Consider the following 22,926-nt stretch of genomic DNA (forward strand, 5'->3'; position numbering starts at 1 on the left):
CGAGCGGTCAGCAGTTCGGCCGGCACCGCCGCTGCGAGATGGCGTCCAGCAGCACGGCCTTGATGTCGGCGGGCTGCAACGCCTGGTAGGACTTGCCGCCGGTCGCGTCGGCCATCTGCTTGAGCGCCGCCATGTCGGCGTCCGGCCCCAGCCCGACCATGAACAGCGGCACCGGCCGCGCCGGGTCGGCCTCCTTGCGCAGCAGCTCCAGCAGCTCGGCGAGCTTGATGGTGGAGATGTCGTCGTTGCTGCCGTCGGTCATGATCGTGACCGAGTTGATCAGGTTCGGGTTGAACGTCTGCTGCGCGTACCGGAACGAGGCCAGCACGGTGTCGTTCAGCGAGGTGCCGCCGCCGACCATGGCCGGCACCGAGCCCGCGCCCTTTTCGAGCTGCGTGCGGCGCGGCGCGCCCCCGATCGGCTCGCCCAGCGGTCCGGTCGGCACCAGCTCGACGTAGCCCTTCGGCTTCTTGTTCGTGGAGAACGCCCAGAGCCCGATCTCCGAGGTGTCCGGCAGCATCGACAGGGCGGTCAGGGCCGCCTCCTTGGCCGCCACGACCCGCGTCAGCTCGCTGCCCTGCATCTTCTCGGCCATCGAGCCGGAGACGTCCAGCACGGCCAGGATGCGGGTGTCCAGGCTCACCGCGCCCCACGTGCGCAGCAGCTCCGACACCTGGTCCGGGGACGGCGTCGCGACGATGGTCACGTCGTCGCCGCGCACGCCGTCCTGCTCGTTCGTCCAGCCCTGCGGAGCCTTGCCGTCGGCGGTGCGGAAGCCCGCCTCGGCGAACCGCTGGGCGGTCCGGCCGGTGCGCAGGGCCTGCTCGAAGCCCTCGGCGGCCTGCGCGGTGCCGGCCGACTCGCCGCTGCGGCCGACCCGCACCACCGGGAAGTCGAAGCCGACCGTGCCCTCCTTCGGGTAGGACGCCACGACCCGGCGTGACCCGGCGGCCCGGTTGGCGGCCAGCACGGACTGCTCGGACGCGGTGAACACGGGCGCGTTGTCGGTGCCCTGCACGACCTTGCCGAACGCGTCCCGCACGGACGGCTGGGCGGTGCGCCCGATCCGCATCAGCGCGCTGATCAGCTCCGGCTTGGGGGTGCCGTCCGGGTTGCCCAGTTGCGCGCGGACGACCGCGAGCGTGGCCAGGCCCTCGGTGGACGTGGTGGGGTCGCTCAGCGTCACGGTGACCCGCGGGTCCACCACCTTCGCCCAGGTCACCGGCGTGACGGGCCAGCCGAGGTCGGTCATCGCCCGTTCGGAGCCGGCGATCACCAGCGGTGACGAGGCCAGCGAGCCGCGGATCTCCAGGCGGGGCGCGTCGACGCCCTGGTCGCCGGCCTGCCGCTGGGTCTCGGCGGCCCACATGGACGAGTCCGGGATCCACAGCGCGGGCGGGTTGATCTGCGCGGTGGGCAGTTCGTGGGACACGTCGGCCGCGCCGCGCGCCTCGATCTGCACCTGCACGCACTTGCCGTCGACGATGGGCTGGCCGGCCTGGTAGTCGTCGGCCGCGCCGCGCACCACCTCCTCGGCCGCCGGGGTGACCGCGACCTTCAGCGGGAGGGTGCCCTTGCACTCCGGGCCGCTGGTGGCCTGGAGCGCGACGACGGTGACGCCGCCGGCGGCGAGGACGCCGACCAGCGCGCCGATCGGGAGTGCGATCCGGCGTGCGCGGCCGGGAGGACGCTCGGTGCGAGCTGACATACCGTGAGTACCTTTGGTTGGTGTTCACCCTTCCGGGTGGGCGTCGAACACTCGGTAGCTGCCGAGGATGACACGGGTCGCTCAGGTGACAAGCACTCGTGTGCTACGTCACTTGAGCGGGTCTCACTTCGCGACTACCTGTTGGTAACGTCGTGCCCCTGGTAACTGTTACGGCGATTTCCGCCACCCGGTTCATGATCTTTTGCCTCGTCGGTGAACCCTTCTGACCTGCGCACCGTGTTCGCGGTCACCACGGGGAACACTTGACGGGTCTCGCCCGTTGGTCGGACAAGACGTGACAGCCCCGCACGCGGAGCACTCCGCCCGTGCCTCGGGCGGTAGGCTGGTCGGACGGGTCGTGCCCGTCCGCGCCCGTCACCAAGTCAGGGAGGGTCGAGGCCGCCCGCCGGCCGTAAGTGAATGGACCGCAAGCGCCTGCTTCGCAACCCGCTGCTGTGGATCGTGGCGGTGTTGCTGCTCTACTACGCCTTCACCGTGCTCTTCGACGACGCTCGGGGCTACACCCCGGTCAAGACGTCCCAGGCACTGCAGCAAGTCCGGGACGGCAAGGTCAAAGAAGCGACGATCGAGGACAAGGAGCAGCGCCTCAAACTGACCCTCAACGACGGGGTGACCTTCGAAGGTCACAACCGGTTGATCACGCAGTTCCCGGCGAGCTCCACCGACGAGGTCTTCACCATCCTCGACCAGGCGGGCAACAAGCCGACCGTCGAGACCAAGGTCAGCCAGGACTCGTTCCTGATGCAGATGCTGCTGTACCTGGTCCCGCTCGGCCTGCTGTTGCTGCTGCTGATGTGGATGATGAACAACGCCCAGGGCGGCGGGAACCGCGTCCTGAACTTCGGCAAGTCCAAGGCCAAGCAGTTGTCCAAGGACATGCCGAAGACGACGTTCGCGGACGTCGCCGGCGCCGAGGAGGCCGTCGAGGAGCTGGAGGAGATCAAGGACTTCCTCCAGAACCCCGGCCGCTACCAGGCCCTGGGCGCGAAGATCCCGAAGGGCGTCCTGCTCTACGGCCCGCCCGGCACCGGCAAGACGCTGCTCGCCAGGGCGGTCGCCGGCGAGGCCGGGGTGCCGTTCTACTCGATCTCCGGCTCGGACTTCGTCGAGATGTTCGTCGGTGTCGGCGCCTCCCGCGTGCGCGACCTGTTCGAACAGGCCAAGCAGAACGCGCCGTGCATCATCTTCGTGGACGAGATCGACGCGGTCGGCCGCCATCGCGGCGCGGGCCTCGGCGGCGGCCACGACGAGCGCGAGCAGACGCTGAACCAGCTCCTCGTGGAGATGGACGGCTTCGACTCGCGCGGCGGGATCATCCTGATCGCGGCGACCAACCGGCCCGACATCCTGGACCCGGCGCTGCTGCGCCCCGGCCGGTTCGACCGGCAGATCCCGGTGTCCGCGCCCGACCTCAAGGGTCGCAAGCAGATCCTCCGCGTCCACTCCAAGGGCAAGCCGCTGCACCCGGACGCGGACCTGGACGGCCTGGCCAAGCGCACCGTGGGCTTCTCCGGCGCGGACCTCGCGAACGTCATCAACGAGGCCGCCCTGCTCACCGCCCGCAAGAACGGCACCGTCATCACCAGCGTCGAGCTGGAGGAGTCGGTGGACCGCGTGATCGGCGGTCCGGCCCGCAAGAGCCGGATCATCTCCGAGAAGGAGAAGAAGATCACCGCCTACCACGAGGCCGGGCACGCCCTGGCCGCGTGGGCGATGCCGGACATCGACCCGGTCTACAAGGTCACCATCCTCGCCCGCGGCCGGACCGGCGGTCACACGCTGTCCGTGCCCGAGGAGGACAAGGACCTGATGACCAGGTCCGAGATGATCGCCCGGCTGGTGTTCGCGCTGGGTGGGCGCTCCGCCGAGGAGCTGGTCTTCCACGAGCCGACCACCGGCGCGTCCAACGACATCGAGCAGGCGACCAAGATCGCCCGCGCGATGGTCACCGAGTACGGCATGTCCGCCCGGCTCGGGGCCGTCAAGTACGGCCAGGAGCAGGGCGAGCCCTTCCTCGGGCGCACGGCGGGCCGGCAGGCCGACTACTCGCTGGAAGTCGCGCACGAGATCGACGAGGAGGTGCGCGAACTCATCGAGGCCGCGCACACCGAGGCGTACGAGGTGCTCAACACCTACCGGGACGTGCTCGACTCGCTGACGCTGGAGCTGATCGAGAAGGAGACCCTGCACCAGAAGGACCTGGAGCGGGTCTTCGCCGGTGTCGAGAAGCGGCCGCGGATCACGAAGTTCAACGACTTCGGCAACCGCACGCCGTCCGACAAGCCGCCGGTCAAGACCCCGGCGGAGCTGGCGAAGGAACGCGGCGAGCCGTGGCCGCCCGCCATCGAGGACACCCTGGACCAGGAGCTGCCGCCGGCGCAGGACCCGGTGCCCGCGCCGCCGCCCGCCGTCCCGAACGGCAACGGCGCGCCGTTGCAGCCGCAGCACCCGTCGTCCGGCCCGCCGAACTACGGCGCGCCGCCCGGCTGGACGCCGGCGACCGTGCCCGGCGGGGGGCAGCCGCCCCCGTGGCAGCCGGAGCACACCGACGCCGAGGCGGGGAAGCGCTCGTTCGACACTGATCCGGACAACCGCACGTGACCGAGATCGACCAGACCGGCCTCCCCGCGAACGGGGGGGCCGGTTCCACGAGGCGGACGTTCGACCAGCGGCGGGCCGAGGCCGCGGTGCGCGAGCTGCTGCTCGCGTGCGGTGAGGACCCGGAGCGGGAAGGCCTCCGGGACACCCCGGCCCGGGTCGCGCGGGCGTACCGGGAGCTGTTCGCCGGCCTGTACGCGGATCCCGACTCGGTGCTGGCGAAGACCTTCGACGAGAGCCACGAGGAGCTCGTCCTGGTCACCGACATCCCGATGTTCTCGTTCTGCGAGCACCACCTGCTGCCGTTCCACGGGGTCGCGCACGTCGGGTACATCCCGAACGAGCACGGCCGGGTCACCGGCCTGTCCAAGCTGGCCCGGCTGGTGGACCTGTACGCGAAGCGGCCACAGGTGCAGGAGCGCCTGACGTCGCAGGTCGCGGACGCCCTGGTGCGCCGGCTGGAGCCGCGCGGCGTGATCGTCGTGGTGGAGGCCGAGCACCTGTGCATGGGGATGCGCGGCGTCCGCAAGCCCGGCTCGCGGACCACGACGTCCGCCGTGCGCGGGCTGCTGCGCTCGTCGGCGTCCACCCGGGCGGAGGCCATCGAGCTGATCAAGGGACGCACGCGGTGAGCTTGCCTCGGCCGGGGCATTGCGTGGTGCTGGGCGTCCTGAACGTCACCCCGGACTCGTTCTCCGACGGCGGCCGGTACCTGGGCCGGTCCGACGCGGTCGAGCACGGGGTGGCGATGTTCCGCCGCGGGGCGGACCTGATCGACGTGGGCGGCGAGTCGACCCGTCCGGGCGCGTCGCGGGTCGACCCCGCGGTGGAGGCGGCCCGCGTCGCCCCGGTGATCCGCGAGCTGGTCGCCCGGGGTGTGCCGGTGTCGGTGGACACCATGCGGGCCGAGGTCGCCGTCGCCGCCCTGGAGGCGGGCGCGTCCATCGTGAACGACGTGTCCGGCGGGTTGGCGGACCCGGAGATGGCGTCCGTGGTGGCGTCCGCCGGGGTGCCTTACGTGCTGATGCACTGGCGTGGGCACAGCCGTGAGATGGATCAGCTCGCCGTGTACGACGACGTGGTGCACGACGTGCGGGACGAACTGCGCGCGCGGGTCGATGTCGCTCTCGCGGCCGGGGTCTCCGCCGACAACATCGTCCTGGATCCCGGTCTGGGGTTCGCCAAGAACGCCTCGCACAACTGGCAGCTCCTGAACCGGCTGGACGAGCTGATGGAGCTGGGCTTCCCGGTGCTGGTGGGAGCGTCCCGCAAACGTTTCCTCGGCACTCTGCTGGGCGACCGCGCGCCGGACGGCCGCGAGGACGCCACCGCCGCCGTGTCCGCTTTGGCGGCCTTCGTCGGGGCGTGGGGCGTGCGGGTGCACGACGTGGACAAATCGCTGGACGCCGTGGCCGTGGCGCGTGCGTGGAGGGCTGGACGTGGCTGACCGGATCTCGTTGCGCGGCCTGCGGGTGCGCGGTTTCCACGGCGTCTTCGAGCACGAGCGGCGGGACGGCCAGGACTTCCTGGTCGACGTCACGGCGTGGCTGGACCTGTCGCGCGCGGCGGCCACCGACGACCTGCGGGAGACGCTGCACTACGGCGAGCTGGCCGAACGCGCGGCGGCGGTCGTGGCCGGCGAGCCGTACGACCTGATCGAGACCGTGGCGGGGAAGATCGCGGACGAGGTGATGACCGACCTGCGCGTGCGGGCGACCGAGGTGACGGTGCACAAGCCGTCCGCGCCCATCCCGCTGACGTTCGCGGACGTGGCGGTCACCGTGAGGCGCACCCGTGACTAGGGCGGTGCTGTCGATCGGCTCGAACCTGGGTGATCGGCTGGGGCATCTCCGGTCGGCGGTCGCCGGGTTCGCCGACGTGCTGGTCGCGGTGTCGCCGGTGTACGAGACCGCGCCGTGGGGCGTGACCGACCAGGACGACTTCCTGAACGCCGTGCTGATCGTGTCCGGCGCGCTCGGCCCGTGGGACTGGTTGCGGCGGGGTCAGGAGCTGGAGAACGCGTCGGGCCGCGTCCGGACGCTGCGGTGGGGGCCCCGGACGCTGGACGTCGACGTGGTGACCGTGGACGGGGTGACGTCCGACGATCCTTCGCTGCTGCTGCCGCACCCCGGTGCGTTCGAGCGGGCGACCGTGCTGGTGCCGTGGCTGGACGTGGAGCCGGACGCCGTGCTGCCGGGTCACGGGAGGGTGGCGGACCTGGTGGCGGGGCTCGACGTGGGCGGGGTCGAGCGGCGGGACGACCTGGTGCTGGAACCTCACCGGTTCGAGTGACGACAGCGGCCGACTTTCAAAGTAGTTTCAAAGTCATGGCCGCCCCACTGGAAGTCCCGTTCTCCGAACTGATCAACAAGCCCAAGGACACCTTGGCGAAGTTGAAGCAGACCCCGGACGGTCGCCTGCGCCTGCGCCGGCGCGACGCCGAGGACCTGATGCTCACCACCGTGTCGCGGGCGGCGAACCGCGGCGCGGCCGAGTCGGTGGCGAGCCGCCTGCTGGCCGCGATGCTCGTGCGCGACGCCCACGCACGAGGCGCGGCGGCCGAGGCGGTGCGGGAGATCTTCCCGTGGGTCCGGTACCTGTCCGAGGAGGGCGTCCACGAGTTCGTGGCCGAGCTGGTGGACACCCTGAACGCCACCGCGGACCTGGACACTGACGAGCCGGTGCAGGTGGTCGTCATAGCGTGGAAGAACACCGCCGACATCCTCGCCGACCCGGTGCTGCTCGCGCACCTCCAGCAGGATCACTACGGCGACTTCGGCCCCGTGCCGATGCCGGCGGTGGAGGAATGACCCCTAGGCGCGTTGACCGGGTGGCTCCGCCACCGCGTTCGGAGGACTGGGATGTGATCTTCGCGGACAACGACGCCGCGAAGGGCTGGGAGGAGTTGTGCCGACAGTCCGCCGCGAACACCTTCGAAGCCTGGCACCGGTTGCGCACCGACCCGGCGCCACGGCTGAACACCAGGCGTCAGCACAGACTCCGGAACACCCTCGCGCACGGCACTCGGGCGGGCCGCCAGTTGCCCCAGTACCAGATCGAGGTGACGGGCAGCGGGCGGGTCTGGTACCTGCTGGACGCGGAGAACCGGACGGTGTGGGTCGTCCTGGCCGGCACCGGGCATCCCAAGGAGACCGAGTGATCCCAAGGCGACCGACCAGAGGTCGGGATCGGACTGCGGCGGCCGGTGGGCGGGGTTAGCGTCGGCGCGGGAGGTCGGTGATGAGCAACGCGGTCACGTACGACGCCGCGCGGCGGCGGATCATCAGCCTGGTCACCAACGGCGATCCGGCGGCCGAGGTCGAGGCGTGTCCGGGGTGGACGGTCAAGGACGTGGTCGCGCACCTCGCCGGTGGGTTGGGGGATTTCGTCAACCGCGATCTCGACGGGGTGGAGACCGGCGAGTGGGGTGAGCGGCAGGTCCGGCAGCGTCGCGATCGGACGTTGGGCGACCTGTTGGTCGAGTGGGAGCGGAACTTCCAGATCGCCGAAGGGGTGTTCGACTCGCCGATGGGCGCGGTGCTGATCGCCGAGATCATCGAGCACGAGCACGACATCCGCACCGCGCTCGGGCGGGCCGGCGAGCGGGACAACGTCGCGGTGCGGGCGGCGTTGACGCGGCCGTTGCAGGAGGTGGACAAGCGTTTGCGGGAGGGGCATCTGCCCGCGTTGCGGATCACGTTGGAGCACGGCGACCGGATCCTCGGCGAGGGCGAGCCTGCGGTGACGCTGCGCACGTCGTCGTTCGAGCTGCTGCGGGTCGTGGGCGGTCGGCGGAGTGAGGGGCAGATCCGGTCGTTGGACTGGGACGCCGACCCGACGCGGTGGTTGAGCGCCGTCCAACTGTTCGGCACGCGGGAGACCGCGCTGGTCGAATGACACCATGGGGAGCGTGAGGTTCACCAAGCCCCGTGATCTGCTCGCGGCCGGACTCATCGCGGGACTGCTCGCGCACCTGCTGCTCCGGCTCGCCTACGACACGTTGCCCCCGCTGCCCACGTTCGCCGGGTTCACGCTGCTCGTCATCGCGTTGGTCAACCTGATCCTGGGTTTCTCGCTGCGCGCGCGCATCCGGCGCAAACCCGGTACCGAGCCCGTCCAGCCGCTGACCGCCGCCCGAGCCGTCGCGCTGGCCAAGGCCTCGTCGCTGCTCGGCGCGATCATGGCGGGCGCGTGGGCGGGAGTGTTGATCTACTTGCTGCCGGTGCGCGGCGAGTTCGAGGCCGCCGACCACGACATGGTCAGCGCGATCGTCGGATTCGTCTGCGCCGCCGCGTTGATCGGCGCGGCGCTGTGGCTGGAGCACTGCTGCAAGACGCCAAAAGATTCCCGTCAGGACGGTTGAATACCGACGCGGAGGTCTCAATCGGGTAACTGACCGGTACGGTAGGGCGCATGACCGGGCGAGGCACGTCGCAGGACGACGAGCAGCAAGATCACGGTCGTGGCTCCGGGCGACTACTGCTGGTAGCAGCATTGGCGCTCGCGTTGGGTGCCGCGGCGGTGCTGGTGCTGAGCGACAACGCCCGCTGGCTGAGGCTGGCCGTCGTCGCGGCGCTGTGGGCCGCGCTGGTCGGAGCCTTCCTCGCCGCCCGCTACCGGCGCCAGATCAACGACCGCGAGGACGAGGTCGCCGACCTCCAGTCGGTGTACGAGCTGGAGCTGGAGCGCGAGGTCGCCGCACGTCGCGAGTACGAGCTGGAGATCGAGGCCGAGACCCGCAAGCGGGTGCAGGAAGAGGCGAAGGACGACCTGGAGGCGCTGCGCGGCGAGCTGCGCGCCCTGCGGGAGAACCTGGAGGCCCTGCTCGGCGGCGAGGTCCTGGTCGAACGGGTGGCGCTGCGCGCCGAGTCGACCCGGATGCGCTCGCTGTCCGACCAGTCCCGGCTGATGGCGCTGAGTGACCAGCGGATCATCACCGCTGGCCCCGCCAAGACGACGGTGAAGAAGGCCGTCGACAAGCCCTCGGCGGACCGGACGGAACTCATCGAACGGGTCGCGCACGACACCACGCGCAAAGACCAGGTTCGGCGTCCCGAACCCGTTCGCCCAGACCTCGGCCGCCCAGATCCGGGCCGCCCAGACCACGGTCGCCCGGATCTCGGCCGCCCGGACCACGGCCGCCCGGACCCAGCCCGTCGCGACCCGGCCCAGCCGGCCCGCCGCGAACCGGCCCGCGCGAGCCAGCAGCGTCCCGCCGTGGTGGTCCGACCAGGCGCCCCGGACCCGACCGAACGCGTCAATCGCGCAGACGTCGCCGCCCGCCTGAACCCGCCGACCCCGGCCGGCCGCACCCCGGAGCCGACGCGCCGCGTCGAGCCCGTGCGCGAGTCGGCAGGAGCCGGCGCCGCTTCCGCACCACGCAACGCGGAAGCCCGCCACCCCGAAGCCGCCCGACTCGACGTCTCACCCGACCCTCGCCCCCAGTCCGCTCCCGCCGGTTCTGCCCACGCCGGCTCCGGACACGCCGGCGCGGGAAACGCCGGGTCCGCGCACGGCAAGACATCGCGACCGGACGCTTCCCGCGCGGAGTCGTCCCGGGTAAACGGATCACGTGCGGCGGCGGAGCGGAAATCCGAGCCGTCCAGGACCGAGCACACGATTCAGCGGCGCAGCCGTATCGCCGAGCGGACGGAGATGATCAGCCGCGACGCGCTCGCCGCCGACCAGGCCGCCCGTCAGGCACCACCCGCCGACCCGCCCGCCCGCCGCGTGTCGCCCGCTGAACAGACCGGTGGCTACCGCCCGGTGTCGGCGAGCGAGGCCGGTGGTCATCGCGCGGCGTCCGGCGCGAACGGGACGGGCACACATCACCCGGTGTCGGCCGCGAACGGAACGGGCACACACCGCCCGGTATCGGCCGCGAACGAGACGGGCACGCACCACCCGGTGTCGGAGTCGGGGCGGGCGGAGCAGGGGGGCGGTGGTCATCGGGCCGCCGAGCAGAGTGGGTACCTGCCGGTGTCGGCTGAGCCTGCCAAGCGGTCCTCCACCGAGTTGTCCACCGGGCGTCGGGCCGCTGACGAAAGTGGTGGTCGGCGGCGGGCCGAGGATCGTCGGGATGGCCGGTCCGCCGGTCGGCGCAGTGCGCCCGAGCCCGCCGAGCCTGCCGGGGCCCATGCCGACGGCAAGTCCGTCAGCGAGTTGTTGGCCGCGTTCGGCGGGGGCGAGTCCCCGCGTCGTCGTCGGCGGCGTGGTGAGGACTGAGCTACTTGTCGATGTCGCCGACCACCACGGCGAACGAACCCAGCACGGTCGGCAGGTCGTCCACCCTGGTTCCCGGCAGCAACGCCGACAGCGCCTGCACGTTGTTGAACGACGGCGTCCGCAGCTTGAGCCGCCAAGGCGTCTTCTCGCCCCGGGACGCCAAGTGCACCCCGGACGTCCCCAGCGGCGCCTCGACCCGGGTGTACACCGAGCCCTCGGGCGCTTTGACGGCCTTGGGCAGCCGCAGGTTCACCGGTCCGCCCGGGAGTTGGTCCAGGCTCTGCCCGACCAGCCGGACGGACTGCCGCACCTCGTCCACCATGCACGACACGCGGGCCGCCGCGTCGCCGTCCGTGCGCACCACCGGGGTCACGTCCAGGTTCCGGTAGCCGGGCAGCGGGTCGTCGCGGCGCAGGTCGAGGTCCACTCCGGACGCCCGGCCGATCGGTCCGGTCACGCCGAACGCCAGCGCCGCATCCCTTGACAGCACACCGATCCCGGCCAGCCCGTCGGGCACGTCACCGATGTCCACTGTGGACAACGCGGCGCGGACGCGGTCGGTCCAGCCGGCCGGGACGTCCTCGCGCAGGCCGCCGATCCGGTTGAACATGAAGTGGATCCGCCCGCCGGACGCCTCCTCCAGCACCGCCTGGACGGCCTCGCGGCCCCGTGCGGCGGACCGGCCGGTGAGCGGGGTCAGGAAGACCAGGTGGGCCATGATCCGGTTCAGCTCGCACAGCACCACCCGCAGCACCTGGGCGCGGGGTGGGACGTCCATGCCGGTCATGAGTTCGACGGCCAGCGCGACGGCCAGCTCGTTGCAGAACGCCGCCAGCCAGTCGTGGCGGTTGGCCAACGTCAGCACCTGGCGGTAGTCGCGGACCTCGAACAGCTTCTCCGCGCCCCGGTGCAGGTGGCCGACGAGGGGTTCGGCGGCGGTGATGACCTCGTCGTCGCGGACGGTCAGGCGCAGCCGGTACGCGCCGTGCGCCGACGGGTGCAGCGGGCCGAGGTCCACCACCCGGTCCACGCCCAGGTGGCGCGCCCCGGCCCCGACGCCAACGGTGATCTCCACCGGCCCATGCTCGCACGCCACCCGGCGCCGGCTGCCGACAGCGGGCCCTCCTGCGGTCGGCGGTGTCGATCGCAGGACAGTCGGCGTTGCCGGGCCGCTCCTCGGTCAGTCGGCCGTGACGGCGAACAGGAAGCAGCCGTGGGAGACGCTGCGCACCTGCACCTCCACGACGTCGGGATCGTTCAGCATCCCCTCGATCCGCTCGGTCAGCTCGTCCGGCTGGGCGATCCCACCGCCGTGGATGCGGCCGTCGGCGTCGTAGGCGCGCAGGGCGCGGTGGTTGTGGCGTAGTGCCTCGGGCAGTTCGTGCAGCTCATCGGGACCGTCGCAGGGCAGCATGTGGATGAACACCGGACCGAGTTCCGCGTACGGGCCGCGCCCGGCGTGCGGGGTGTGGCGGAACAGCACGAGCGGCTCGCCGACGCCCGCCTTGCGCAGGCAGCACCGCAGGGGCGCGCCGGGCGACTCGTCCCGCAACTCGTGGAACTCGTCCGTCCCGGCCAGCTTCCGCGCCCGTTCCAGCACGTCCGCGGGCAATGCGTGAATCCTCATGCCGTCCAGCCTCATCACCGGAGCCGTGCGGAGCCGGCGGTCTTCGGACGTGGCGGCTCACCACACCGGGCGGATGCCGCCCGAGTCGGCGCGGCCCAGGTACGTGCTCAGGCCGGCGCGCAGCGTCTCGAACTCGGCCGGGCCGACGATCCGCGCGAACTCCTCGTCCAGCTCCGCCCACAGCCGGTCGGCGAGCCGCAGGTAGTCGCGCCCCTTGGCGGTCAGGGCGAGGGACTGGGCGCGGCGGTCGGTCGGGTGGGGTGTGCGGCGCACGTAGGACCAGTCGACCAGTTCCGCCACGGTCTTGGTCGCCGCCTGCTTCGACACGCCGAGGTGCGCGGCCAGGTCCACGGCGGTGGGGTGCGGGTGGGCGGCGAGGTAGCGGAAGACGAAGCCGTGGGCCGGGCGGAGGGGTTCCAGGCGGTGTTCGGCCAGGTGTTCGTGGAAGCGGTCGGTCATCGCGCGGAAGGTTCTGGCCAGCAGCATCGACACGGGTTCCACAGTCGCCTAGTCTGCAACTAGACAACCTGGTTGACTAGTGGGGAGAGTCCGCATGTTCGAACGGAACGGGTTCGTGTTCCGGCCGCTGGCCGTGCCGTCCAAGGGGTCGACGCAGATCGCGCTGTGGACGGTCGACGTGCCGGCGGGCGCGATCGGGGAGAAGCACCAGGTCGACAAGGAGGAGGTGTTCCACGTCCTCGACGGGCACGTCACCATCCACGGCGCCGACGCCGGGCCGGGGGACACGGTCGTCGTGCCGCCGTTCACCGAGTTCGAGCTGTCCGGCGGGCCGGCCAAGGTCCTGGTGGCCACGTCGGTCGGGATCACCGGGCGGGTCGGGGACGTGACCATCACCCCGCCCTGGTCGCTCTGAGACCGCCGAGCCTGGACCGGTCGGAACTGCCAGGCGGTGGCCAGAGGGCTGCCGAGCGGAGGCGCGGTCAGGGCTGCCAGGGCGGGAGCGGGGGGAGCAGGGCGGACACCGGGATGCCGACGCCGTGCAGCAGCCACCCGAACGAGCCCAGACCGCCGACCGCCCGCAGCTCGGCGACCCGGGACGCCCGAGCGGCCGACTCCAGCCACGCCATCCCGCTGCCCTCGGCGGTCGTGACCAGGTCCAACGCCGTCAGCGCGGCCCGTTGCGACACGAGCACCCAGTCACCGCCGGCCGCGTCGGCGCACGCGTCCAGCGCCACGTGCGCGGTCAGGTCGCAGGAGCCGTCGAACACCGGCGGTACCACGCGGCCGTCGCGGTAGGCGGTGAACGTCCCCGAGCGGTACCGGCCCGCCGCCCGGTCGGCCCGCAGGTGTCCGTAGTCGACGGCCAGCGCCGCGCCGCGCACCCTGGACACCGCGTCCGCCCAGGCCGCGTCCCGGGGCGCGCCGATCTCCGCGTGCCAACCCGGCTCCAGCGGCCACCAGCGGGCCAGCCACGGGTCGTCGTGCGGGCCCACGACCAGCGGGCACGGGATGGCGTCGAGCCACTCGTGGCCGATCAGCAGGCCTTCGACCCGGCTCGGGAGGGCGTCCGTCCAGCGGACGCCGGGCAGCGACCTCGCGGGCCCCACGTCCACGGCCGTCACGCGCAGGCGGCGGGCCAGGGAGCCGGACGCCAGCGAGCGGACGGCTTCCGACAGCTCTCCGCCGCCCGCGCCGACGTCGACGAAGTCCAGGCGGACCGGCCGACCCAGCGCGAAGTCCACCCGATCGAGCAACGTGAGTAGCGCTTCGGCCAGCTCAGGGCCGATCAACGGCGCGGTCCGGAAGTGGTCGGCGGGGATCTCGCCCCGGCTGAAGAAGCCTTCCGGGCCGTAGAGCGCGCCGCGCCACGCCGCTTCCGAGCCCCGCATCGGTCAAGTGTCCCTTTAAGGTTGCTCACTGTGACCGCCACCCCTGCCCGCAAGCGCTCGAACCAGCGCCGCTGGACCGTCCTGCTGCCGGTCGTCAGCCTGATCGGGCTAGGCGTCTGCGGCCTGGTGCTGCTCGCCCTGGGCACCAGCAAGATCGGCGCGGGCCCCATCCTGGTCGGCGCGGTGGCGGCGCTGGCGCCGGTCGCGGTGGTGCTGGGCGCGTTCCTGTGGGTGGACCGGTGGGAGCCGGAGCCCGCGAAGATCCTGCTGCTGGCGTTCGCCTGGGGCGCGTGCGGCGCGACCATCACCTCGCTGGTGTTCAACCAGACCGCGCACGTGCTCGGCGAGCTGATCAACAACGGCGACGGCTCGACGTTCGCCGCCGTCGTGGGCGCGCCGATCGTGGAGGAGGCGACCAAGGCGGCGTTCGTGATCGTGCTGTTCCTGCGCCGCCGCGAGGAGTTCGACGGCGTGGTGGACGGCATCGTCTACGCGGGCGTGACCGCCGCCGGGTTCGCCTACACCGAGAACATCTACTACTTCGCGCGGGTGTTCGTGGACAGCGGGCTCGGCGACCTGAGCAGCGGGGTGGTGGCGCTGTTCATCCTGCGTGGCGTGCTGTCGCCGTTCGCGCACCCGCTGTTCACGGCGATGACCGGCATCGGGATCGGCATCGCGTCCATGACCGCGAGCCGGCGGGTCCGGATGGTCGCGCCGGTCCTCGGGTACCTGGGCGCGGCCGGGCTGCACTCGCTGTGGAACTTCTCCACCACGGTGGGCACCGGGTCGACGTTCATCAACCTGTACTTCCTGATCATGGTGCCGGTGTTCGCGGGCATGGTGTGGCTGGTGGTCTGGCAGCGCCGCCGCGAGCAGCGGATCGTCGCCGGGCAGTTGCCGGCGATGGCCGTGCAGCGGTGGATCGCGACCAGCGAGGTCACGCTGCTGGCGTCGTTGCAGGGGCGGCGGCGGTGGCGGCGGGCCGTGCGGCGCAAGGTCGGCGACCAGGCCGCGCGGGCCGTGGCCGAGTACCAGGTGGCCGCGACCGAACTGGCGTTCCTGCGGCACCGGATCGCGCTGGGCACCGCCGGGGCGGGGTCGGACGAACGTCACGCCGTGCTGCTGGAAACCCTGCTCACCGCACGTCAGGCCGCGGTCGACGCACCGGGCGCGCTCAAGGCCGCGGGTGGTGTTCGTCGCAGTTGACGGCTGTCCCGGCGGGCGCGGGATTACGCTCGCGGCCGTCGTCCGGTACCCCGCCTCGGGACTGGAACGCCACTGAAGGAGTACGTCGCATGGACGCGACCCCCCGCCCCGCGCGGCTGGCTGTCGGAGTGATCTCGGCGGGCCGGGTGGGCTCGGTGCTGGGCGCCGCCCTGACCAGGGCGGGCCACGTCGTCAGCGCGGTGTCCGCGGTGTCGCGGGACTCGCTGCGGCGGGCGGAGGAGCTGCTGCCGGACGTGCCGGTGCTGTCGCCGCCGGAGGTCGCCGCCGCGGCCGACCTCGTGGTGCTGGCCGTGCCGGACGACGAGCTGGCCGGGCTGGTGCGCGGGCTGGTCGCCACCGGATCGCTGCGGGCCGGGCAGATCGTCGTGCACACCAGTGGCGCGCAGGGGATCGAGGTGCTCGCGCCGGCGGCCGGCGTCGGGGCGCTGTGCGTCGCGCTGCACCCGGTGATGACCTTCACCGGGCGCCCCGAGGACGTCGAGCGGATGACCGCCTGCTCGGTGGGCGTGACCGCCGCCGACGGCGACGAGATCGCCTGGAACGTCGGCGAGGCGCTGGTCGTGGAGATGTCCGCGGAGCCGGTGCGCATCCCGGAGGCCGCCCGCCCGCTGTACCACGCCGCTCTCGCCCACGGGGCGAACCACCTGATCACGCTGGTCGCGGACTGCGCGGACCTGCTGCGCGAGGCCGGGATACCGGACGCCGAGCGGATGCTCGGGCCGCTGCTGTCGGCCGCCTTGGACAACGTGCTGCGGCACGGCGACCGGGCGCTGACCGGGCCGGTGGCGCGCGGCGACGCCGGCACCGTGGCCAAGCACCTGCGTGTGCTGGCGTCCGAGGCGCCTGACACCCTTGCCGCGTACCGGGTTCTCGCGCGCCGCACCGTCGACCGCGCGCAGGCCGCCGGGCTGCTCAAGCCGGAACCGGCCACCGACGTCCGCACCACTCTCGACGAGGACCGATGACCAAGCCGCTCACCAAAGACGACTACGTGCCCGACGACGTCACGGTGCACCGTGACCCGGACCGGCTGCGGCGGGTGGTCCGCGCGCTGCGCGCCGCGGGTCGCAACATCGCGCTCGTGCCCACGATGGGCGCGCTGCACGCGGGTCACCGGCAACTGATCCGTGAAGCGCACGTCATGCAGAACACCGTGGTGGTGGTGTCGATCTTCGTGAACCCCACGCAGTTCGGGCCCTCCGAGGACTTCTCGAAGTACCCGCGGACCTTCGAGTCCGATGTGGACATCTGCCGCGATGAGCGGGTCGGCCTGGTGTTCGCGCCGTCGGCGGAGGACATGTACCTGCCGGGGTCTTCGGTGACCGTGTCGGCAGGGGCGTTGGGGGACGAGTTGGAAGGGGCTTCCCGGCCGGGGCACTTCACCGGGGTGCTGACCGTGGTGTCGAAGCTGTTCAACGTCGTGCAGCCGACGTACGCGGTGTTCGGGGAGAAGGATTACCAGCAGTTGACGCTGATCCACCGGATGGCCCGGGACCTGAACTTCCCGGTCGACGTGGTGGGCGTGCCCACCGTCCGCGAGGCGGACGGGTTGGCGCTGTCGTCGCGCAACCGGTACCTGTCGGAGGAGGAGCGGGCCGCCGCCACGGCGTTGTCCGCGGCGTTGGTGGCCGGCGCGCACGTGAGCGGGCAGGGGGCGGCGGCGGTGCTGGGGGCGGCTTCCGCGACACTGGCCGCCGAGCCCGGGGTCGAGGTCGACTACCTGGAGCTGCGCGCGCCCGACCTGGGCCCCGCACCCGTGAACGGCGACGCCCGGCTGCTGGTCGCCGCGCGGGTGGGCGCCACCCGACTGATCGACAACGCGGCCGTGCTGCTCGGCACGGGCGACGAGTGAGGGGAACCGCGATGTTCCGCACCATGCTCAAGTCGAAGATCCACCGGGCCACGGTGACCCAGGCCGACCTGCACTACGTCGGGTCGGTGACGGTGGACCTCGACCTGATGGAGAGCGCCGACCTGCTCGCGGGCGAGCAGGTCGCGATCGTGGACGTGACCAACGGGGCCCGGTTGGAGACCTACGTCATCCCGGGTGAGCGCGGGTCGGGCGTGATCGGGATCAACGGGGCTGCCGCACACCTCGTCAAGCCCGGTGACCTGGTCATCCTCATCGCCTACGGGCTGATGTCGGATGCCGAGGCCCGGTCGTACGAGCCGCGGATCGTGTTCGTGGACGCGGAGAACAAGGTGGTGGAGCTCGGGGGTGACCCCGCGCACGCGCCGGTCGGGTCCGGGCTGGTGAGCGGGGCTGTCGTGGAGCCCGCGGAACCGGTGTCGGAGACGGTCTCGGAGACCGAGGACGCCACGGCGTTGGACGCGTTGATCCAGGCCGAGAACTGACCGTCGGGGCGTGCGGTCCCGCAGGGCTGATTCGGGTTTAGAGAGGGAGAGCCGTGCTGCTCGCCGTCGATGTCGGTAACACGAACATCGTTCTCGGTCTGTACGACGGGACCGGGGACAAGGCTGCGCTGGTGCGTGACTGGCGGATGCGCACCGATGCGCGGATGACCGCGGACGAACTCGCGTTGACCATGCGCGGGTTGCTGGGCGAGTACGCGGACAAGATCACCGGCATCTCGGCGTTGTCCACCGTGCCCGCGGTGTTGCGGGAGCTTCGGGTGATGTTGGGGCGGTACTACTCCACGGTGCCGAAGGTGCTGGTGGAGCCCGGTGTGCGGACCGGGGTGCCGTTGCTGGTGGACAACCCCAAGGAGGTCGGGTCGGACCGGGTGATCAACACCTTGGCGGCGCACCACCTGTACAGCACGGCTTGTGTGGTGGTGGACTTCGGCACGTCCACGAACCTGGATGTCATCTCGGCCAAGGGGGAGTTCCTGGGCGGGGCGCTGGCTCCCGGGATCGAGATTTCCGTGGACGCGTTGGCCGCCCGGGCTGCCCAGTTGCGGAAGGTGGAGCTGGTCCGGCCCCGGTCGGTGATCGGGAAGAACACCGTCGAGTGTCTGCAATCCGGGATCGTGTATGGGTTTGTGGGGCAGGTTGACGGGCTGGTGCGGCGGATCGTGGACGAGTTGCAGGTCACTGAGCCCGGGGCGGTGACGGTGATCGCCACGGGCGGGTTGGCTCCGTTGGTGGTCGCCGAGTCGGCCACGATTCAGGCTCATGTGCCGGATTTGACGTTGTTGGGGTTGCGGCTGGTGTTTGAGCGCAACATGCGGTGATTGTGGGGGTTGCTCGACTTCTGCCTTGGTGTTGGTGCCTGAGGTGGTGTGGGGTGCCTGAGGTTGGCCTCAAGTTGGCCTCAGGTTGAGTGGTCTGGATTGTCGTACTGCTGTGGTTGGGTGTTTGTCGGGGGCGCTCGGTTTGAGGGGACCTCTGCGGAGCGTGCTCGTCTGCGGTTTCGGGTTGTTTGCTGGGGTGGGTGCCTCGGTCTGCGTGGTGTCGAAGTCGTTCGAGCGTCGCTCGCCCTGGATCGGGACGAAGAGCGTTCAAGCGTCCTCGCCGGACTGGGGACGAAGAGCGCGCTCGCCGCTGGGCTGGCCGCCAAGGATGATCACAAAAGCAGGACTCGGGCGTCGTGTCATCCCCGTATGGCCCAATGCCGCTAAGTTAGGGTCTGTTGCGGTAGAATTCTGTTGTGGCGCGGGTTGGCAGGAAAAAGAAGTCCGGTAAGGATGTCGCGGGTGTGCGGTTGGTCGACCGGATTTCCCTGGGGGTGCTTGCCGAGGTTGTTCCGCGTGATGTGATCGAGGACGTGTTGGTCGAAACGGGGAAACGGGAGCAGCGGACACGGTTGTTACCGGCGCATGTGATGGTGCGTTTCTGTCAGGCGATGTGTCTGTTCCCGGAGGACGACTACGAGGAGGTCATGCGGAAACTCGTCGGTTCGTTGAAATCCATGGCGTCCTGGCGGGACGACTGGCACGTCCCCTCGACATCGGCGATCACCCAGGCCCGACAGAGACTCGGGTCGGAGCCACTGCGACTGTTGTTCGAGAGCGTGGCCGCCCCGGTCGCGGAACCCGGCACGCGGGGGGCGTGGCTGGGATCGCGTCGGCTCATGGCCGTGGACGGTTTCATGCTGGACGTCCCCGACACACCGGGGAATGTCGCGGAGTTCGGCAAGAGCGGCAACGAGTCCAAGGCGAGCGGGTTTCCCCAGGTGCTGGTGGTGGCGTTGGCGGAATGCGGTTCCCACGCGATCGTCGACGCCATCGTCGCCGGATACCGCGGGAACGAGAAGGCCCTGGCCGATGTCCTGGCCCGGTCGGCGGAACCGGGCACGGTCGTCACCGCCGACCGGAACTTCTACAGCTACGCCCTGTGGGGCCGGTACGTCGACACCGGTGCCGACCTGCTGTGGAGGATCGGCTCCGGCGTCACCCTGCCCGTGCTCGAATGGCTGCCCGACGGCTCCTACACCTCGCTCCTGATCAACCCCGCCGTCCAGGCCGCACAAAGAACGAAGCTCATCGAGAACGCCCGCGCCGGACGCGACGTCGACCCCGGACACGGATTCCCCGTCCGGGTGGTCGAATACGACGTGCCCGACCGCGAGGGCAACGGCAGCGGCGAACTGATCTGCCTGGCCACCACCATCACCGAACCGGCCGAGGCCACCGCCGCCGAGCTGGCCTGGGCCTACCACCAACGCTGGGAGATCGAGTCCGCGTTCGACGAGATCAAAACCCACCAACGCGGCCCGGCCAGAGTGCTGCGGTCGAAATCCCCCGACATGGTCCGCCAGGAAATCTGGGCACTGCTGCTCACCCACCACGCCATCCGAACACTGATGTGCCGGGCCGCCGACGAAGCCGACATAGACCCCGACCGCCTGTCCTTCATCCGCGCCTTCAGAACCATCCGCCGCCAGGTCGTCGCCCAGGCGGACTTTTCCCCCTGACCACCGAAGAACCGCACTCCGCGACACCCACCACGAAATCCTCCGAAAACGCACCACCGGACGACGACACCGCACCTGCCCACGAGTCGTCAAACGCGGACGACACAACTCCTACCGAGTCAAAAAACCCGGCGACCACACCACGACACACGACGGACCAGCCACCATCCAACTCCGCTCACCAGTCTTAACTTAGCGGCATTGCCGTATGGCCTGGTCAAAGACCACCACCCTTGTCCAGGGAGCGCAAGCGAAAAGCGTGCTTGCACTCCCTGGACAAGCGCGGTTCCCTGCGGGCAGGCCATACGGGGATGACACGCAGCCCACCTGGGGGTGTGCGCGGCTGCGCGCGCCGACTGCTTTCAACCGCGCAGCGCGCCGTCGCTTGAGGTGCGAGGGAGGCGTGGAATGCTTGCTGTGTCTGGCGGAAGTGTGAGGGGGCTAGGCGCGGATTGTGCGTTTTGCCTCGGTGACGATGGGGAGGTCGAACTCGCCCTTGGACGTCTCCGGGTTGGCGTGTAGGTAGGCCAGTGCTCGTTGTTGCAGTTCTTCCCGTTCTTCCTTGGGGATGACCAGGGTGTGCGAGTGCGTGCTGATCGTCGCCACCAGGGACTCCGCCGTCCTGCGGTGGGTGTGGGGGAAGCTTTGGGTCCTCGGGTCCTTGAACAGGTTGTGGTCGTCCGGGATGGTGCCGCCGGCTACGTTGTGCTTGCTCGCGCTGGACTTGGTGATCCTGTCGAACTCGGCTACCCACCGGACGCTCGTGTCGCTGTCGTTCCACAGGACCGCCAGGACTCCGCCTGGGCGCAGCACCCTGGCGATCTCGGGCATGGCCTTCGTCGGGTCGAACCAGTGGAACGCCTGGCCCACGACTACCGCGTCCATCGTCGCGTCGGGCACCGGGATGCGTTCCGCTGTTCCCGGTAGGGCTCGTACGCCGCCGTGTCTGCGGACCAGTTCCGACAGCATCGACTCGTCCGGTTCCACGGCCGTCACGTGGTGGCCTTGTGCGACGAGTCCGCCGGTGAGTTTGCCGGTGCCGGCGCCCAGGTCCAGTACTCGGTGGCAGCCCGGCCCGAGTGGTTCCAGCGCCCACCGGATGGCGGCTGCCGGGTAGTCCGGGCGGTGTTCCGCGTAGGCGGAGGCGTGGGCTCCGAAGGAGTTCGCTCGGCGAGCACTCAGGTCATCACTCGTCACCGGTCCCACCATAGTGAGAACCGGTTCGATTACCCGAGGGGTTCTTCCGTACGCTTCCCCCCGTGAGCGAGCAGCCTGCGAACCCTTCCGTGACCAGTGACGACGATCTGCCCGAGCAGCTCCGCGTGCGCCGGGAGAAGCGGGTGCGGCTGCTGGAGCGCGGGGTCGATCCCTATCCGGTCGAAGTGCCTCGCACGCACACGTTGCGTGAGGTCCGGGAAGCTCATCAGGGGCTCGAACCCGATGTGTCGACCGGGGAAGTGGTCGGTGTCACCGGACGGGTGATGTTCATCCGCAACACCGGCAAGTTGTGCTTCGCCACGCTGCGCGAAGGGGACGGCACGGAACTGCAGGCCATGCTGAGCCTGAACGGGGTCGGCGAGGGGGCGCTGTCGGAATGGAAGTCCGACGTCGACTTGGGCGACCACGTATTCGTGCGCGGCGAGGTCATCACCTCCCGACGTGGTGAACTGTCCGTGCTGGCGCAGGAGTGGCGGTTGGCCGCCAAGGCCCTTCGGCCGCTGCCGGTCGCCCACAAGGAACTCGCCGAGGAAACCCGCATTCGGCAGCGGTACGTGGATCTGATCGTCCGGGAGCAGGCGCGCGACACCGTGCGCAACCGGGCCGCCGTCGTGCGGTCCCTGCGGGAGTCGTTCCACCGGCGCGGATTCATCGAAGTCGAGACCCCGATGTTGCAGACGTTGCAGGGTGGGGCGTCGGCTCGGCCGTTCGTGACCCACTCCAACGCGCTGGACATCGACCTGTTCCTGCGGATCGCTCCCGAGCTGTACCTCAAGCGGTGTGTGGTGGGGGGTATCGAGAAGGTCTTCGAGATCAACCGCAACTTCCGCAACGAAGGCATGGACTCGTCCCATTCGCCCGAGTTCTCCATGCTGGAGTACTACGAGGCGTACGCCACCTACGAGACGAACGCCGTGCTCACCCGCGAGCTGGTGCAGGAGGCCGCGCTCGCGGTCGCCGGGTCGCACGTCGTCACGCTGGCCGACGGCGAGGAGTACGACCTCGGCGGCGAGTGGACGACGCTGGGCATGTACGAGTCGCTGTCCGAGGCCGTCGGTGAAGAGGTCACGCCCGACACCGGCGCGGAGCACCTGCGCAAGCTCGCGGACAAGACCGGGATGGAGACCGACCCGAAGCTCGGCCACGGCAAGCTCGTGGAGGAGCTGTGGGAGCACCTGGTCGGCGGACGGCTGCACGCGCCCACGTTTGTCCGGGATTTCCCCGTCGAGACCTCCCCGCTGACCCGCCAGCACCGCAGCCGGCCCGGCGTGGCCGAAAAGTGGGACCTGTACGTGCGCGGATTCGAGTTGGGCACCGGTTACTCGGAACTGGTGGACCCCGTGGTGGAGCGGGAGCGGCTGGAAGCCCAGGCCCGGTTGAGTGCCGCCGGTGACGTCGAGGCCATGCCGGTGGACGAAGACTTTCTGCGATCGCTGGAGTACGGAATGCCACCGAGCGGTGGTGTGGGAATGGGCATCGACCGACTGCTGATGGCCATCACCGGTCTCGGTATCCGGGAGACGATCCTGTTCCCCCTCGTGCGACCTGAATGAAGTAACTTCTCGGACTCCGGTCT

Annotated in this window: 24 protein-coding genes; 18 read left to right on the forward strand and 6 right to left on the reverse strand. The window is 70.7% G+C overall.

Going from position 1 to position 22,926, the window contains the following annotated elements:
* Positions 1-7: 7 nt before the first annotated feature.
* Positions 8-1,708 (reverse strand): substrate-binding domain-containing protein, encoded by a 1,701-nt coding sequence (locus ACQPZF_RS01805; protein WP_433267553.1) that lies wholly within the window; start codon positions 1,706-1,708, stop codon positions 8-10.
* Between the two features lie 420 nt (positions 1,709-2,128).
* Between ACQPZF_RS01805 and ftsH the strand changes: the two genes are divergently transcribed.
* The 10 genes from ftsH to ACQPZF_RS01855 all read left to right on the forward strand — a co-directional run bounded on the left by ftsH (position 2,129) and on the right by ACQPZF_RS01855 (position 10,552).
* Positions 2,129-4,330, forward strand: coding sequence for an ATP-dependent zinc metalloprotease FtsH (gene ftsH / locus ACQPZF_RS01810; RefSeq protein ID WP_433267555.1), 2,202 nt, complete (start codon positions 2,129-2,131; stop codon positions 4,328-4,330).
* A gap of 5 nt (positions 4,331-4,335) precedes the next feature.
* Positions 4,336-4,959 (forward strand): GTP cyclohydrolase I FolE, encoded by a 624-nt coding sequence (gene folE, locus ACQPZF_RS01815; RefSeq protein ID WP_433274394.1) that lies wholly within the window; start codon positions 4,336-4,338, stop codon positions 4,957-4,959.
* Positions 4,956-5,774 carry a dihydropteroate synthase gene (gene folP, locus ACQPZF_RS01820; RefSeq protein ID WP_433267557.1) on the forward strand — a complete coding sequence of 273 codons (819 nt, stop codon included), beginning with the start codon at positions 4,956-4,958 and terminating at the stop codon, positions 5,772-5,774. Before folE ends, folP begins: the two co-directional genes overlap by 4 nt.
* Complete coding sequence (gene folB, locus ACQPZF_RS01825; protein ID WP_433267559.1) at positions 5,767-6,129, forward strand: dihydroneopterin aldolase; 363 nt, start codon at positions 5,767-5,769, stop codon at positions 6,127-6,129. The genes folP and folB overlap by 8 nt, the downstream gene beginning before the upstream one ends.
* Positions 6,122-6,619, forward strand: coding sequence for a 2-amino-4-hydroxy-6-hydroxymethyldihydropteridine diphosphokinase (gene folK / locus ACQPZF_RS01830; protein ID WP_433267561.1), 498 nt, complete (start codon positions 6,122-6,124; stop codon positions 6,617-6,619). The genes folB and folK overlap by 8 nt, the downstream gene beginning before the upstream one ends.
* A gap of 35 nt (positions 6,620-6,654) precedes the next feature.
* Positions 6,655-7,137 (forward strand): hypothetical protein, encoded by a 483-nt coding sequence (locus ACQPZF_RS01835; RefSeq protein ID WP_433267563.1) that lies wholly within the window; start codon positions 6,655-6,657, stop codon positions 7,135-7,137.
* A gap of 53 nt (positions 7,138-7,190) precedes the next feature.
* Positions 7,191-7,487, forward strand: a complete 297-nt coding sequence (locus ACQPZF_RS01840) for a hypothetical protein (protein WP_433267564.1) — start codon at positions 7,191-7,193, stop codon at positions 7,485-7,487.
* Positions 7,488-7,567: 80 nt separating this feature from the next.
* Positions 7,568-8,224 carry a maleylpyruvate isomerase family mycothiol-dependent enzyme gene (locus ACQPZF_RS01845; protein ID WP_433267566.1) on the forward strand — a complete coding sequence of 219 codons (657 nt, stop codon included), beginning with the start codon at positions 7,568-7,570 and terminating at the stop codon, positions 8,222-8,224.
* 4 nt (positions 8,225-8,228) lie between these two features.
* Complete coding sequence (locus tag ACQPZF_RS01850; protein ID WP_433267567.1) at positions 8,229-8,690, forward strand: DUF3180 domain-containing protein; 462 nt, start codon at positions 8,229-8,231, stop codon at positions 8,688-8,690.
* A gap of 50 nt (positions 8,691-8,740) precedes the next feature.
* Positions 8,741-10,552, forward strand: a complete 1,812-nt coding sequence (locus ACQPZF_RS01855; protein ID WP_433267569.1) for a DUF6779 domain-containing protein — start codon at positions 8,741-8,743, stop codon at positions 10,550-10,552.
* Position 10,553: 1 nt separating this feature from the next.
* On the opposite strand, the gene ACQPZF_RS01860 is transcribed toward ACQPZF_RS01855, so the two are convergent.
* The 3 genes from ACQPZF_RS01860 to ACQPZF_RS01870 form a co-directional block, all read right to left on the reverse strand.
* Entirely contained in the window at positions 10,554-11,627 is a 1,074-nt protein-coding gene (locus ACQPZF_RS01860; protein WP_433267571.1) for an NADH-quinone oxidoreductase subunit D, read from the reverse strand.
* A 105-nt stretch (positions 11,628-11,732) separates the two neighbouring features.
* Positions 11,733-12,179, reverse strand: coding sequence for a DUF1203 domain-containing protein (locus ACQPZF_RS01865; RefSeq protein WP_433267573.1), 447 nt, complete (start codon positions 12,177-12,179; stop codon positions 11,733-11,735).
* A gap of 57 nt (positions 12,180-12,236) precedes the next feature.
* The gene (locus ACQPZF_RS01870; protein ID WP_433267575.1) at positions 12,237-12,680 is read right to left on the reverse strand and encodes a MarR family winged helix-turn-helix transcriptional regulator; all 444 of its coding nucleotides are present in this window, start codon (positions 12,678-12,680) and stop codon (positions 12,237-12,239) included.
* Between the two features lie 52 nt (positions 12,681-12,732).
* Between ACQPZF_RS01870 and ACQPZF_RS01875 the strand changes: the two genes are divergently transcribed.
* Complete coding sequence (locus ACQPZF_RS01875) at positions 12,733-13,053, forward strand: cupin domain-containing protein (protein WP_433267577.1); 321 nt, start codon at positions 12,733-12,735, stop codon at positions 13,051-13,053.
* Positions 13,054-13,120: 67 nt separating this feature from the next.
* Here the strand turns inward: ACQPZF_RS01875 and ACQPZF_RS01880 are convergent, their stop codons facing one another.
* Positions 13,121-14,029, reverse strand: coding sequence for an SAM-dependent methyltransferase (locus tag ACQPZF_RS01880; protein WP_433267579.1), 909 nt, complete (start codon positions 14,027-14,029; stop codon positions 13,121-13,123).
* A 30-nt stretch (positions 14,030-14,059) separates the two neighbouring features.
* Here ACQPZF_RS01880 and ACQPZF_RS01885 point away from each other — a divergent pair, with 30 nt between their 5' ends.
* The 6 genes from ACQPZF_RS01885 to ACQPZF_RS01910 all read left to right on the forward strand — a co-directional run bounded on the left by ACQPZF_RS01885 (position 14,060) and on the right by ACQPZF_RS01910 (position 20,132).
* Complete coding sequence (locus ACQPZF_RS01885) at positions 14,060-15,235, forward strand: PrsW family intramembrane metalloprotease (protein ID WP_433267581.1); 1,176 nt, start codon at positions 14,060-14,062, stop codon at positions 15,233-15,235.
* Positions 15,236-15,324: 89 nt separating this feature from the next.
* Positions 15,325-16,221: a Rossmann-like and DUF2520 domain-containing protein gene (locus tag ACQPZF_RS01890; RefSeq protein ID WP_433267583.1), complete on the forward strand. Its 897-nt coding sequence runs from the start codon at positions 15,325-15,327 to the stop codon at positions 16,219-16,221.
* Positions 16,218-17,108, forward strand: coding sequence for a pantoate--beta-alanine ligase (gene panC, locus ACQPZF_RS01895; RefSeq protein ID WP_433267585.1), 891 nt, complete (start codon positions 16,218-16,220; stop codon positions 17,106-17,108). Before ACQPZF_RS01890 ends, panC begins: the two co-directional genes overlap by 4 nt.
* An 11-nt stretch (positions 17,109-17,119) precedes the next feature.
* Complete coding sequence (gene panD / locus ACQPZF_RS01900; RefSeq protein ID WP_433267587.1) at positions 17,120-17,611, forward strand: aspartate 1-decarboxylase; 492 nt, start codon at positions 17,120-17,122, stop codon at positions 17,609-17,611.
* Between the two features lie 53 nt (positions 17,612-17,664).
* Complete coding sequence (locus tag ACQPZF_RS01905; protein ID WP_433267589.1) at positions 17,665-18,450, forward strand: type III pantothenate kinase; 786 nt, start codon at positions 17,665-17,667, stop codon at positions 18,448-18,450.
* 416 nt (positions 18,451-18,866) lie between these two features.
* Positions 18,867-20,132 (forward strand): IS4 family transposase, encoded by a 1,266-nt coding sequence (locus tag ACQPZF_RS01910; protein ID WP_433267590.1) that lies wholly within the window; start codon positions 18,867-18,869, stop codon positions 20,130-20,132.
* Between the two features lie 441 nt (positions 20,133-20,573).
* Here ACQPZF_RS01910 and ACQPZF_RS01915 read toward each other — a convergent pair whose 3' ends face one another.
* Positions 20,574-21,341 (reverse strand): class I SAM-dependent methyltransferase, encoded by a 768-nt coding sequence (locus tag ACQPZF_RS01915; protein ID WP_433267592.1) that lies wholly within the window; start codon positions 21,339-21,341, stop codon positions 20,574-20,576.
* A 50-nt stretch (positions 21,342-21,391) separates the two neighbouring features.
* Here ACQPZF_RS01915 and lysS point away from each other — a divergent pair, with 50 nt between their 5' ends.
* On the forward strand, positions 21,392-22,903 hold the full coding sequence (lysS, locus tag ACQPZF_RS01920; RefSeq protein WP_433267594.1) for a lysine--tRNA ligase: 1,512 nt from the start codon (positions 21,392-21,394) through the stop codon (positions 22,901-22,903).
* The last annotated feature ends 23 nt before the right edge of the window (positions 22,904-22,926 follow it).

It is taken from the genome of Actinosynnema sp. CS-041913 (genome assembly GCF_050942485.1).
Taxonomy (GTDB): Bacteria; Actinomycetota; Actinomycetes; order Mycobacteriales; family Pseudonocardiaceae; genus Actinosynnema.

What these genes read in the sequence shown, in the direction of transcription:
- ACQPZF_RS01805 (WP_433267553.1), bottom strand. Translation starts at nt 1,708, where the DNA reads ATGTCAGCTCGCACCGAGCGTCCTCCCGGCCGCGCACGCCGGATCGCA.
- ftsH (WP_433267555.1), top strand. Translation starts at nt 2,129, where the DNA reads ATGGACCGCAAGCGCCTGCTTCGCAACCCGCTGCTGTGGATCGTGGCG.
- ACQPZF_RS01835 (WP_433267563.1), top strand. Translation starts at nt 6,655, where the DNA reads ATGGCCGCCCCACTGGAAGTCCCGTTCTCCGAACTGATCAACAAGCCC.
- ACQPZF_RS01845 (WP_433267566.1), top strand. Translation starts at nt 7,568, where the DNA reads ATGAGCAACGCGGTCACGTACGACGCCGCGCGGCGGCGGATCATCAGC.
- ACQPZF_RS01850 (WP_433267567.1), top strand. Translation starts at nt 8,229, where the DNA reads ATGGGGAGCGTGAGGTTCACCAAGCCCCGTGATCTGCTCGCGGCCGGA.
- ACQPZF_RS01855 (WP_433267569.1), top strand. Translation starts at nt 8,741, where the DNA reads ATGACCGGGCGAGGCACGTCGCAGGACGACGAGCAGCAAGATCACGGT.
- ACQPZF_RS01865 (WP_433267573.1), bottom strand. Translation starts at nt 12,179, where the DNA reads ATGAGGATTCACGCATTGCCCGCGGACGTGCTGGAACGGGCGCGGAAG.
- ACQPZF_RS01875 (WP_433267577.1), top strand. Translation starts at nt 12,733, where the DNA reads ATGTTCGAACGGAACGGGTTCGTGTTCCGGCCGCTGGCCGTGCCGTCC.
- ACQPZF_RS01880 (WP_433267579.1), bottom strand. Translation starts at nt 14,029, where the DNA reads ATGCGGGGCTCGGAAGCGGCGTGGCGCGGCGCGCTCTACGGCCCGGAA.
- ACQPZF_RS01890 (WP_433267583.1), top strand. Translation starts at nt 15,325, where the DNA reads ATGGACGCGACCCCCCGCCCCGCGCGGCTGGCTGTCGGAGTGATCTCG.
- panC (WP_433267585.1), top strand. Translation starts at nt 16,218, where the DNA reads ATGACCAAGCCGCTCACCAAAGACGACTACGTGCCCGACGACGTCACG.
- panD (WP_433267587.1), top strand. Translation starts at nt 17,120, where the DNA reads ATGTTCCGCACCATGCTCAAGTCGAAGATCCACCGGGCCACGGTGACC.
- ACQPZF_RS01915 (WP_433267592.1), bottom strand. Translation starts at nt 21,341, where the DNA reads ATGGTGGGACCGGTGACGAGTGATGACCTGAGTGCTCGCCGAGCGAAC.